10 protein-coding genes and 1 pseudogene are annotated in these 12,815 nt (G+C 48.6%); 3 read left to right on the top strand and 8 right to left on the bottom strand.

Annotated elements, in window-relative coordinates:
- Positions 1–137: 137 nt before the first annotated feature.
- Positions 138–398, bottom strand: coding sequence for a multiple stress resistance protein BhsA (bhsA, locus tag OK023_RS08755; RefSeq protein ID WP_317696997.1), 261 nt, complete (start codon positions 396–398; stop codon positions 138–140).
- A 326-nt stretch (positions 399–724) separates the two neighbouring features.
- Between bhsA and pyrF the strand changes: the two genes are divergently transcribed.
- Positions 725–1,453, top strand: a complete 729-nt coding sequence (pyrF, locus tag OK023_RS08750) for an orotidine-5'-phosphate decarboxylase (RefSeq protein WP_317697586.1) — start codon at positions 725–727, stop codon at positions 1,451–1,453.
- A 10-nt stretch (positions 1,454–1,463) separates the two neighbouring features.
- Positions 1,464–1,790 (top strand): stress response translation initiation inhibitor YciH, encoded by a 327-nt coding sequence (gene yciH, locus OK023_RS08745; RefSeq protein WP_317696995.1) that lies wholly within the window; start codon positions 1,464–1,466, stop codon positions 1,788–1,790.
- Between the two features lie 60 nt (positions 1,791–1,850).
- Here the strand turns inward: yciH and osmB are convergent, their stop codons facing one another.
- The 4 genes from osmB to OK023_RS08725 all read right to left on the bottom strand — a co-directional run bounded on the left by osmB (position 1,851) and on the right by OK023_RS08725 (position 6,553).
- On the bottom strand, positions 1,851–2,066 hold the full coding sequence (gene osmB, locus OK023_RS08740; protein ID WP_317696993.1) for an osmotically-inducible lipoprotein OsmB: 216 nt from the start codon (positions 2,064–2,066) through the stop codon (positions 1,851–1,853).
- A 353-nt stretch (positions 2,067–2,419) separates the two neighbouring features.
- A complete protein-coding gene (locus tag OK023_RS08735) occupies positions 2,420–3,166 on the bottom strand; it encodes a DNA-binding transcriptional regulator YciT (RefSeq protein WP_317696991.1) in 747 nt (248 codons plus the stop codon).
- 47 nt (positions 3,167–3,213) lie between these two features.
- Positions 3,214–5,646, bottom strand: a complete 2,433-nt coding sequence (locus tag OK023_RS08730; protein WP_317696989.1) for a formate C-acetyltransferase/glycerol dehydratase family glycyl radical enzyme — start codon at positions 5,644–5,646, stop codon at positions 3,214–3,216.
- Between the two features lie 4 nt (positions 5,647–5,650).
- Entirely contained in the window at positions 5,651–6,553 is a 903-nt protein-coding gene (locus tag OK023_RS08725; RefSeq protein WP_317696987.1) for a glycyl-radical enzyme activating protein, read from the bottom strand.
- Between the two features lie 192 nt (positions 6,554–6,745).
- On the opposite strand from OK023_RS08725, the gene fsa reads away from it, so the two are divergent.
- Positions 6,746–7,411 (top strand): fructose-6-phosphate aldolase, encoded by a 666-nt coding sequence (fsa, locus tag OK023_RS08720; RefSeq protein ID WP_317696985.1) that lies wholly within the window; start codon positions 6,746–6,748, stop codon positions 7,409–7,411.
- Positions 7,412–7,476: 65 nt separating this feature from the next.
- Here fsa and OK023_RS08715 read toward each other — a convergent pair.
- The 3 genes and pseudogenes from OK023_RS08715 to OK023_RS08705 all read right to left on the bottom strand — a co-directional run.
- A pseudogene (locus tag OK023_RS08715) lies at positions 7,477–7,995 on the bottom strand (IS1 family transposase); the annotation flags it as partial.
- 130 nt (positions 7,996–8,125) lie between these two features.
- The gene (locus OK023_RS08710; RefSeq protein WP_317696983.1) at positions 8,126–10,060 is read right to left on the bottom strand and encodes an exoribonuclease II; all 1,935 of its coding nucleotides are present in this window, start codon (positions 10,058–10,060) and stop codon (positions 8,126–8,128) included.
- Positions 10,061–10,242: 182 nt separating this feature from the next.
- Entirely contained in the window at positions 10,243–12,549 is a 2,307-nt protein-coding gene (locus OK023_RS08705; protein ID WP_317696981.1) for an FdhF/YdeP family oxidoreductase, read from the bottom strand.
- Between the last annotated feature and the right edge of the window lie 266 nt (positions 12,550–12,815).

Raw genomic sequence — 12,815 nt, 5'->3', positions numbered from 1 at the left:
AGTAACCATCAGATTAAGCCATAAGCCAGTTACACAAGTGCTTCTATAGTGTAATAAAAAATTTAATATTTTTCTAATATTTAGGGGAATAATAAAAAAATGGCCCGAATTATCGGGCCATTAATATGATCGAGTATTTATTTGTAGATGATGGCACTACCGTGGATCAAGTTATTACCATTCACGGAAACAACACGATAACTGCTGGCTCCTTGAGCTTTTGCTTTTGCTGCTAAGTCTGCTTCTAGACTCGCTAAGGTGGTTGCATGCCCGGCAGTAATTACGCCAGATTCTGTTAATGTCATAGCTTTTTGCATATCGACCGGTACTGCGGCAAAAGCTGTGAATGAAGTTAACGCTAGGGTAATAACTGCTGCAGTATATTTGATATTTTTCATGATTAGCTCCAGACGGTTTTTCTAAAGGGATGAGGTATTTCCTTCTATGTATACAATAATAGGTCAGCTAATTCATTTTTCAAACCTGATAAGCTTGAGTATCTATTTCAAATTTTTTGATGGTGTTTTTACATAAATTTACTACGGTTTACTTAACTTTGGCTAGGTGTTTGAATGCATTCTGACATTTAATGACAAACATTGACTGAACATGATTTATTGCCTTTCTCTGTGGCTGGGATTTTCCGGGGTTGGCATGTAGAATATTGCGGTTAGCTGTGCCGGTAGTTAATTTGCGTTTATCTATTTTACAGAAGGTAGAAGAAGTGAAGTCTGAGAATAATCTTAATAACAATGACTTAAAATCATCTCCAATTATTGTGGCGTTAGATTACGCTGATAGGAATGCTGCTCTGGCATTTGTTGATCGTATAGACCCCAGAACTTGCCGGCTAAAAGTAGGTAAAGAGATGTTTACCCTGTTCGGCCCAAGTGTCGTGCATGACTTGCATCAGCGGGGATTCGATGTTTTCCTTGATTTGAAATTCCATGACATTCCTAACACTACGGCGCACGCCGTGGCAGCAGCGGCAGAACTGGGTGTGTGGATGGTAAACGTCCATGCTAGCGGTGGTATGCGGATGATGATGGCTGCCAAAGAGGCATTGCAGCCTTATGGTGCGCATGCGCCATTGCTGATCGCTGTCACCGTACTTACAAGTATGGAGGCGGATGATCTGCGTACCATTGGTATTGATCTCACACCGGCAGAACAAGCAGAAAGGTTGGCGCGTCTAACCCGAGAGTGTGATTTGGACGGTGTAGTTTGTTCGGCGCAAGAAGCTTCGCGTCTCAAAAATGTCTGCGGAAGTGAGTTCAAACTGGTGACGCCAGGTATTAGGCCAGAGGGAAGTGCCGCAGGAGATCAACGGCGAGTGATGACTCCGAGAGAAGCGCTGGCAGCTGGGGTTGATTATATGGTGATTGGTCGTCCAATTACGCAATCTACCGATCCAGCCGCAGCGCTTAGTGCAATAAGAGCATCATTAAGCTAAGGATATAGACATGAGTCAGGATAACAGTCGTCTGGTTTACTCTACCGAAAGTGGTCGTATTAAACAGGAAGAAATCAAACCGCAGCGTGCCAAAGGTGATGGCATTGTACGTATACAGCGTCAAACCAGCGGGCGAAAAGGCAAGGGTGTGTGTCTGATTAGTGGTCTCGATCTGGATGATGCAGCGTTGGAGAAGCTGGCGGCTGAACTCAAAAAGAAATGTGGTTGCGGAGGGGCCGTTAAGGACGGCGTGGTCGAGATCCAAGGCGACAAACGTGAGTTGCTCAAACAGTTGCTCGAAGCCAAGGGCATGAAAGTTAAGCTGGCAGGAGGGTAAAAAAATAACGCCCCAATATCTCTATAGTACGTATGGGGCGTTGAGAATAGCGACGGTTGTTTATTTTCCTACTTGGCGACCAATAAGACCACCTACAGCTGCACCGCCCACTGTACCCACTGCACTACCGTTTGTCAGCACAGCGCCACCAACCGCACCAGCGCCTGCCCCAATAGCGGTGTTACGATCGCGTTTAGACATATCTGCACAACCGCTCGCGAGAACTGACAGGGTGATCGCCATAGTTGCTATAGCAAAACGTTTATTAATACTCATATTTATCATCTCCACTGCATGGGCTAGATGGAAACACTTTCGAGTGTGGCAATCCCTTGCAGCCTAACGGGTCGTATTAACCGTGGACCTTACCACTTTGGTGCCGCTACCATGAGATTTGTGATGTTCACGGGGCTCCTCTTAGGAGCCATCTATCTGAACCTTGCAATAACCTTTATGTAACCAAGTATAGGCATTAACTAGGATCCTGACCTGTCTCTTGGTATAGCATTTTATTAAAAGAAAAAATTAATTGTCATTATAAAATAGGATAATAGAAAGAGAAATTAGGATTTTTTACTTATAATCAGTATAAATCGCTGTCTAAAAATATATTCCTCATGGCGGGATCTTTATTCGTTGACCAGATCCAATTTGATCCCCTGACGTTTGAGCAAAAATTGATAGTCAAGCGCCAAACGTGAGTCGGTAATAACGCGCCCGATCTGATCCATTGGTTGTAGCGGATTGGGCTGGATCTGGCCAAACTTTGATGAATCAGTCAGAACAATGTTTTCTACCCCCTTGGCCAGCACCGAATTGACCACATCGGCACGCATCATATCGCGGCCAGTAAAGCCAGTTTCAGCTTGATAACCGTCAACGCCAATAAAGGCTTTGCTAAAATGCACCTGTTGGATACACATGCGCGTTAACGGCCCCACCACGGTTTCGCTCTTTTTCTGGTACATCCCGCCGAGTACGATCACATCACAATCTGTCTCTTTCAGCAGATGAGCGATATAGTGACTGACGGTGATCAGCGTAACGCGCTTTCGTTCGGCCAAATAGCGCGCCAGCAAGGCGTTGGCGCTACCACTTTCGACAAAGATGGTTTCACCATCGTCGACCAGTGAGGCAGCATATTGAGCCAGTTTCTGTTTGAGCACAAAATTGGACATCATGCGGGCATCTACGTCGTCACTCTCAAGTGCTACCGCAGAACCGTGGACACGCTTGAGATAGTTGCGTTTCTCCAACAGATTGAGGTCTTGACGGATCGTGACCTCAGAAACCCCAGAGGCGCGAGCCAGTTCGCCTACGCTAATGCGGCGACGCTCATTAACCAACTGCAGAATGGTTTGTTGTCTTGAATTCATAAAGGCCTGATAGACGACCACCGAATGGTGGCCGCCATTTTTACTGATTAAAGAGTATGTTCGGTTCGCGCGATAATATCATCCTGCGCATCTGGGGATAATGCGGTAAAGAAGGCAGAATATCCAGCAACGCGTACCACTAAATCGCGATATTGGTCAGGATGTTGTTTTGCTGCCAGTAATGTTTCCCTAGAGACAATGTTGTACTGCACGTGCCAGCCATGGTAAGTCTCAAAAAACGTGCGCAGCATCAGCATCAGTTTTTCTCGGTCGTGTGGATTTTCCAGCGTTGAGGGATTCAGTTTCTGATTGAGCAACACACCACCAAGAATCGACTCGGTGGGCAGTTTGGCCAGAGAGTTGAAGACTGCCGTCGGTCCTAGGTGGTCGGTACCAGAGGCGGGGCTGGCACCTTCAGCCAATGGTGTATTGGCTTTGCGGCCATCTGGCGTTGCCATAGTAGCAGCACCGAATGGGACGTTGGCAGAGATGGAAGACGTCCCGGCATAGTAGGTTCCCCCTATCGGGCCACGGCCAAAACGCGTGTTATGGTATTTCTTCAGTTCATCAATATAGGTTTGGTAAGCGCGAACCAGCAATTGGTCGACATCGTCGACGTCATTGCCATACTTGGGCGCAGTGTTGATCAGACGTTGACGTAGTTGCTCACCCTCTAATCCGGCAAAGTCATTCGCCAAGGCTTGTGCTAACTGTCGCTGTCCGATCGCTCCCTGCTCGAAAACCAGTTTGCGCACGGCCTCGAGGCTATTACCCAAGTTGGCAATCCCGACTTGCAGGCCGGAAACCCAGTCATATTTCGCACCGCCTTGTTTGATACTCTTACCGCGCTCAATACAGTCATCCACCAATGCTGAGCATATGATATCGTAGGCATTCTCTTCCAGAACGGTATCCACCACGCATTCAATTTCAATTGACTTACGGGTGTAATAACGGATCTGTGTGTCCCAGGCATCCAGCACTTGGTCGAAGTGACTAAAGTTACCTTCGGATAAGGCCAACTCCTGTGGCAGGAAAATCTTGCCGGAGGAGGCGTCTCGTCCTTGTTCCAGCGCAGCGAGCATCACACGGGCAAAGTTGATGAAACTCATGCCGGTGCAACGATAGCCCCACTTGCCGCCTACAGCGGTTTCGATACAGCCGATTGCGGCGTAATCGTAAGCATCCTGCGGTTCGACTCCCAACTTGATAAACTCAGGGATAACAATCTCATCGTTGTTGAAGGCTGGCATGCCGAAACCACAGCGGATAACCTGCACGCAGGCATCAAGGAAATCGTTACTGACGCCGGCATGATAACGCACGCTGAGGTTTGGCTGTGTGGAACGCAAGCGGCCACAGGATTCCAGGATTGTGTAAGAGAGTGGGTTAACTGCGTCATTTATTTCGCCATTCACCCACTTTTGGCCACCGATAGTCACGTTCTGATAGAGTGGGCTACCCGCTGAGGCTTTAGAGTGTGATCCAGAGCGGATCTTGTTGACTTCAAGAAGTTTTAACCAGCAGCTATGCAGCATCTCAATGGCTTTTTCACGCGGCAGGTTCGGTTCCAGTTCAACGTCACGACGGTACCAAGGGTAGAGATATTGATCGAGACGGCCAAAAGAAACTGAGTGTCCGTTGGACTCAATCTGCAGGAATAGCTGAATAAAATAACACAGCTGCAGTGCCTGCCAGAAAGTTTGCGGTGGCTGATGGGCGATCCACTCACAGTTGTCAGTCATTGTCAGTAGTTCTTCGCGACGCCAGACTCGCGTCTCTGCCTGCGCCATTTCTCTTGCCAGTTGGGCAAAACGCAAAATATGTTCGCTCAGGGCAGCCAACGAGATGTCGATGGCTTTAAGGAGTTGCTCTTTGTGCAGGTCTTCCCAATCGGTCAGTTGCAGACGTCCACGGCGTTCAGACACTTTTGCTCGCAGGCCATCCAACCCTTTCTCCAGTAACAATGCATAATTGACCGCCAGGTGAGCATCGCCGGAGGTCATATTGCCTTCGGCCTTGATAATCCCGGTGGCTAACAGCGCCTTTTGTTCGTCGGTAAACATGCCGTAACAGCGATCCTGCACTGTTTGGCCGCGCCACCATGGACAAAGGCCGTGTAATACCGCTTTGTCTTCTTCGCTGATTGAGAAACCCGCACCGGGGCGATCTGCCAGTTCGTCAATTTCACTCTCTATCCAACTGACGGTGTACTCGGGGAAAATAGGGGCGGCACGTAACTGACTGGCCTGGTTGCCGATGATCAGCTCATCGTTCTTGATCCAGATCGTCCGTTTGGCCAGATGATTTGCGAGGGCTAAAGCGCGTCTTATCGGCAGAGGTTTGTCCTGATGTTGCTGGTAGGTTTCGGTGTAGTGCTGAGCTCGCTCGGTACAGATAGGAGGCTTAACGATGTGAATTAGCGTGTTTTTGTGTGTCTGTGTACGTTCGGTTAGGGTTGTCAGATCCAGCATTGTCATTATGTTATCCTCGCAAAATAGCGGTAAGACCTTTAGCGCTGGCATAATCTTCTGCATAAGCCAGCAATTCAGGATCATTCAGTGAGGTATGGGAAGCGAAATAAGGAATGTCAAGCAGGTTGTACTTATTGATCCCCAGCGTGTGATAAGGCAAAAAGTGGATTTCTTTTACGCCGATTTCATCAGCAGCAAAGTCGACAATGCTATTAATCGAAGCGTGGTCGGCATTGAATCCAGGGATCAAGGGAACGCGTACCGTGATCGGTATGTCAGCGATTGCCAAACGGCGGAAGTTATCCATCACACGTTTGGCAGAACCGCCGGTCCATTCTTTGAAACGAACCTTATCGACATGTTTGAGGTCCGCCAGCATTAAATCCAGCCAAGGTAAAGACGGTTCAATGTAGGACCAGGGTGTATGCAGACAGGATTCCACTGCAGTGTGGATGCCCGTTTCACGCCCGCGCCTAAGCAACTCTGCGGCGATCTCCGGCTGCATGAAGGGCTCGCCACCTGAAAGTGTCAAACCGCCACCGCTGCGCAGATAAAAGGGTTTATCGCGCATCACTTCGGCCATAACACTATCAATATCGATAGCCGTACCACAAACGCTGAGTGCGCCGGTTGGGCAATAGCCGGTTAATACCTCATAATCGGCGTCAGTGAGCAGTGTGCGCTGCAATTTCAGTGTGGAGTCGTCAATGCGAGTAATAGCATGCGGGCAACGTTCACTACACAGGTTACAACCCGTCAGGCAAAGGCGACCATCAAACAACATATCTTTTTGACGGGAACGGCTTTCTGGATTTTGACACCAACGGCAGCTAAGTGAGCATCCCTTTAGGAACACTACACTGCGTATACCTGGTCCGTCATGTGTTGAGTAGCGCTGCAGATTAAAAAGCATTTTGTCACCCGTGAGATTTTCCTTACGAAAACTAAATAACTTTCGAATGAAATTTGATTTGATTGTGATCAAAAAATAGCAATTTAAATGATCTATTATTGTTCACATTGCAACCTTGCTGATGCTCAAACGTTACAATTGCTGTAGCTTGAAAGACAAAGTATATCCACCGATAAAAATAAGGAGAATAATATGGAACTTTATCTCGATACTGCAGATGTTTCTGCTGTAAAACGTCTGGCACGTGTATTGCCGCTACATGGTATTACTACCAACCCAAGCATCGTTGCAAAAGAAGGAAAGCCAATCTGGGAAGTCCTCCCGGCGTTGCGTGATGCATTAGGCGGAACCGGTAAACTGTTTGCGCAGGTGATGGCCAGCAATGCTGAAGGCATGATTGCGGAAGCTGTACTGCTGAATCAGCGTATACCGGGTCTTGTGGTGAAGATCCCTGCCACAGCAGAAGGGCTGGCGGCCATCAAAAAGTTGAAATCCATGTCGATCCCAACGTTGGGTACCGCTGTCTATGGTGCAGGCCAGGGATTGATTGCCGCATTGGCAGGGGCTGAATATGTTGCACCCTATGTTAATCGTCTTGACGCTCAAGGCGGTGACGGAATTGAAATGGTACATGAATTGCAACAATTGCTGATGTTGCATGCACCGCACGCCAAAGTGTTGGCAGCCAGCTTCAAAACGCCACGTCAGGTCTTGGAATGCCTGCTGGCCGGTTGCCAATCGATCACCTTACCGGTTGATGTGGCAGAACAGTTTGTTGCAACGCCAGCGGTGCAGGCGGCGATAGAGAAGTTTGAACAGGACTGGCAAGGCGCTTTTGGTACTAAACTGCTGGGTTGATGTTCGAAGTAGTACTTGGGGCAATATACGCGTGTTCCGGTCGTGTATTCAATGTGTAGATTTGGTCATTGCAGGTAATACTCACGCTCGATGAATATACCGATAATTTTGTCATGTATTTCTACTGATTTTGAGTCTCCGAGAGTCTTATAATTTAGCCGTTTTAATCGGTTGCGAAGATTCAGATTTTCACGCTCAATTCGTTGTGTATAAAGCGCACCTATGATGTGCTTTTCATTCGGCAGCATGTCGTAAGCGCTGACGTTATCTGTGCACCAGAAGGCAACATTAAAACCCACTGACAGCGTCAATAACTTACGAAAAGTCTTTTTACTTCGGCAACCCAAAGCATGGGCAACAATACGTTTGAGACGGGGTTCCCATGCATACGACAACCAGCGCTGTTGCTTCTTGCTGCCTACAAATGCCCCCATCTCATCCACTTCGCAGATGAGCTGGATTTACAGGTTGTCCAGTGGCAGCGTAGTTACACATCGCGGCGAGAGTTTTTTTAAGGCGCGCAGAACAGCATTGATACTGATATGCAACGTCCGTGCGGTATCGCGGATAGCTGAGTTGTTCATAAGTTGTTCATAGAAAGGTCAACGATTTGCTCTAGTAAGCAAAAAGACGATACCCAGAAAATTGCAAAGGGTATCGCCTTGGTGGGCTGTGTTTACCTGAAATGTAAGGTATACGGCATACGAGCAGAGTTTATGCCACCGGTTTGGCGATCACGCTGCGGGTCTCCATACGGACTTCGGTAATGTTCACTTGCAAGCTATCGCTCTGGCGATAAACCACTTCACCTTTAATCTGAACGGTGCCTGTTTCTTGGCTACATACCAACTCATCGCGCACCGCATGAATGAACGGTGCAGGGATAAACGCGACCGCACCGTTATCCAGTAGCCGTACACGCAGGCCACCACGTGTCACATCAATGATCTCAGCGTCGAAACGCGCGTCTGTACCGGCTTTATCTTTTAGGAACTGTGCATACAACCAATCACCAACATCGCGTTCTGCCATACGATTCAGGCGACGTCGTTCGGCCAACTGTAGTGTTATCTCATCCTGTGGTTTTTCGGCAGATTGTTCATAGATGATGCTTTTCAGCAAACGATGATTGACCATGTCGCTGTATTTGCGAATAGGCGAGGTCCAGGTGGCGTAAGCTTCTAACCCCAGACCAAAATGTGGGCCTGGAACAGTGCTAATTTCAGCAAAGGTCTGGAAACGACGGATGCGACCATCCAAAAATTGAGTAGGCTGAGCATCAAGATGGCGGCGTAGTTCGCAGAATCCTTGTAGCGTTAGCAGTTTTTCAGCCTCAGCCTCGACATTGTTGGCTTGTAACACGCTGATTGTTTGCTCTATCAGTGCAGGATCAAAACCGTTGTGAACGTTGTAGATGCCAAAGCCTAGACGATCGCGCAGTACGATAGCAGCACACACATTGGCAGCTATCATGCATTCTTCAACGATGCGGTTGGCGATACGGCGTTGCTCAGTAACGATATCCAGCACATCGCCTTTTTCCCCAAGCACGAAACGATAGTCAGGACGTTCCTTAAACACAAGCGCATGTTGATGACGCCAGGCATTGCGCACATCACAAACCTGCTTAAGCAAGGTGATCTGCTGGGCGATGGCTTCACTGGGGGGTTGCCAGCCAGTAACCCCTTCCAACCAGTCAGATACCTCATCATAAACCAGCTTGGCTTTGGACTCGATCTCTGCAGTGAAGAAATGAATGTCATTCCCTAACGCACCGTCTGCGGTTACAGTGACTCGGCAGGCGAGGGCGGGTCTACGTTCATTAGGGCGAAGGGAACACAGATTGTCGGATAAATCGCGTGGCAACATGGGAATGTTAAAACCGGGCAGGTAATTGGTGAAAGCGCGTTTGCGTGCGATATCATCCAGATTACTGCCTTGTTCCACGTAAGTCGTCGGGTCGGCAATGGCGATGGTCAACTGTATTGACCCGTCGCCGTTATCCTGAACATGTAGCGCATCATCCATATCTTCAGTACTCGCGCTATCAATAGTCACAAAGTCGAACGCAGTAAGGTCAACACGGGTGAGTGAGGTATCATGTTCGGTAACGGGCACCATTTCTGGCGCTTCTTTTTCAAGATTATGACGTGCCAGCGTTACCCACCATGGTGCGAAATGATCGTCACCATCAGTAATGAACTGAGTTAAATCGGCATAGAAAGCACGATCGCCTTTCAGCGGATGACGACGCATTTCTGCTACCGCCCAATCACCGTTTTGGAAGGCATGGTTCAGTTCACGCGCAGGACGACATTGGATAGCTTCTTTTAATAAGGGGTGGTCGGGGACGATAGACAGACGATCATCTTTCTTTTGTACGCGGCCAACAAAACGTGACAGAAAAGGCTCAACCAGAGTTTCCGGCTCAGCGATTTCACGCTCTTTTTCCGTATGCAGGGTGGCGACGATACGATCTCCGTGCATGACTTTTTTCATGTATGGCGGAGGAATGAAATAGCTCTTTTGACCGTCGACCTCTAAAAAGCCAAAACCTTTCTCAGTCCCTTTGACTACGCCTTCAACACGTGGGGTTTGAGAGTGAAGTTGCTGTTTAAGCTGCGCCAGCAGCGGGTTATCTTGAAACATATCGTCCAGTGAATGGGTTGTGAGTGGCAAGATTTGCGGCAGACAGTTTTACGCGAATCACCTGCTGCGAGCAAGCCTAACCTCACACTTTTGACACGCAGGCTGGTGATCAGCACTTTCAACGAACAATAAATGATTAACAAGCCAGGGCTAAAGCAGCAATGGTTTGTTAATCGCCAGCCTCAGACTATGCGCTGTGTCGGCTTAAGAGCACAGCGCCTAATCGCCACAGGAATAGACTTGGAAGTAGGGGTACCCGTGCCATCGCCAAAGCTGGCCAGCGGAACCAACGGGTTGGTTTCCGGATAATAGGCAGCCAGATTTCCGCGCGGAATGGCGTAGCTGACCAGCTTGAATCCAGAAACCTTCCTGATCACACCGTCGTTCCATAGGGTTTCAATTTCTACCAGCTCACCCTCCTGTAGGCCAAGATCGGCTAGATCCTGCGGGTGGATAAATAGTACCTCACGTTGGCCGTAAACACCGCGATAGCGATCGTCGAGCCCGTAAATCGTGGTGTTGTACTGATCGTGTGAGCGCAGTGTCTGTAGCACGAATGGGGGGGATTCAGACGTACTCTGCGGGAATAATGACTCAGGTAACCGGGCAGCACTAAAATGCGCCTTGCCGCTTGGCGTAGCAAAACGGAGTTCTGCAGCTGCATTACCCAGATAAAATCCCCCCGGTTGTTCGCAACGTTGGTTAAAATCGTCAAAACCCGGGATGGTGGCCTGAATGTGCCGCCTAATCAGGGAATAGTCATCTGCCAGAGCCAACCAATCCAGTTTTTTGTTACCCAACACTGAATGAGCAATACCGCAAACAATGGCTGTTTCTGAACGTTGTGTAGTCGCCAAGGGTTTGGCGATACCTTCAGAAGCATGCACCATGCTAAAAGAATCCTCCACCGTAATATATTGAGGGCCAGTAGCTTGTATATCCAATTCTGTACGCCCCAATGTTGGCAGGATTAATGCGTCTTTGCCGGTGATCAGATGACTGCGGTTCAACTTGGTGCTGATATGAACCGTTAAATCACAGCAACGCAGTGCTTGAGCCGTTCGTTCAGTGTCCGGGGCCGCTGCTGCCAGATTTCCCCCAAGCGCGATCAGCACCTTGACCTCGCCACGCAGCATTGCTTCTATCGCTTCAACCGTGTTATGGCCAATAGTGCGGTTTGGCGTAAACCCAAAGTGTTGTTCTAGGTTGTCAAGCAACGCTTTGGGTGCTTTTTCGTCGATGCCCATCGTACGATTGCCTTGTACATTACTATGACCTCGAACTGGACATAGCCCAGCACCTGGTTTACCTAACTGACCGAACAGGAGTTGCAGGTTGGTAATTTCGCGGACTGTTGCCACTGAGTGCTTGTGCTGCGTGATCCCCATGGCCCAAGTGCAGATAATCCGGTTTGCGTCTTGATAGATTTTAGCCGCATGGCGTAATTGGGCTTCCGTTAAACCTGATTGTGTGGTGATTTGTCGCCAAGAAGTGGCATCGACCTGAGCCAGGTACTCATCAATGTCCACACAGTATTCATCGATAAATCGTTGGTTAAATATACCCGCTTTGTTGGCAGCCAATCGTAGGCGGTGGTTTTCTAATAGGGCTTTTACCATCCCGCGAACCGCCGCCATATCTCCACCGAGATTAGGTTGGAAGTAAGCAGAGCTGATAGGCGATGATTTTGGTGTCAACATATGGATTGGGCTTTGCGGATCGGCAAATCGTTCCAACCCTGGTTCACGTAGGGTGTTGAAACTGACGATGTGCGCGCCGCGACTAGCGGCCTGCCTCAGGCTGTGTAACATCCGAGGATGATTGGTACCGGGGTTTTGACCAAAAACAAAAATAGCATCGGCTTTTTCAAAATCCGCCATACGTACTGTGCCTTTACCCACGCCAATACTTTGCTTGAGTCCTATACCGCTTGCTTCATGACACATATTGGAACAATCAGGAAAATTACTGGTGCCCAGCATGCGACCAAACAGTTGATAAAGATAGGAGGCTTCATTGCTGGTTCTGCCTGAAGTATAAAGTTCAATCTGGTTAGGGTTATCCATGTTATGGATGTGATGAGCAATGAGCGCCAAGGCATCTGGCCAATCGATCGGACGGTAACGGTCCGTTTTGGCATCATAACGCATTGGATGCGTCAGGCGACCCTGGTATTCCAGAAAATAATCACTTTGTTCGCGTAGACTGCTGATGCTATGGCTAGCAAAGAAAGCCGGTTCGACGGCATGACGAGTGGCTTCCCAACTGACCGCTTTAGCACCGTTTTCACAGAAGCTGAAAATACTCTGGTTGTCATCGCCCCATGCGCACCCTGGGCAATCGAAACCGCGTGTTTTATTCGTGTGCATCAGGTTGCGCAGATTTATCAGGGCTTGCTTGCTGTCGAGCACATAGCGGGTGGTAGCTTCTAAAGAGCCCCATCCGCCAGCTGCTCCGCGATAGGGTCTGATTGACGGTTTGAATTTCATGGTTTTTTTCGCAAAGGATAGTTGTAGCTAAAAAGTAAGTGATTTTTTAGGCAGTTTGAGTGCTTACGTTACAAGTCTAGGAGTGAAGAGGTTTGGCGTCTAATCGAATAGAGCGATGGTTCATGAAAAGAGTTTATCGTCTGTATCTGTGTGAATGCGTCTACCCGACGTAACAATCATTCTGCTGATTTATCCCCATGGCTGTTCAAGGTACAGCGGTTATTGACGAGCAGTATTGCGTTAATGCTTGAAATAACGGCTTTTGC

Source organism: Serratia sp. UGAL515B_01 (genome assembly GCF_033095805.1).
In the GTDB taxonomy this organism is placed as follows: Bacteria; Pseudomonadota; Gammaproteobacteria; order Enterobacterales; family Enterobacteriaceae; genus Chania.
Note: the sequence above shows the minus strand (reverse complement) of the source record. Positions and strands in the feature narration are given on the sequence as shown.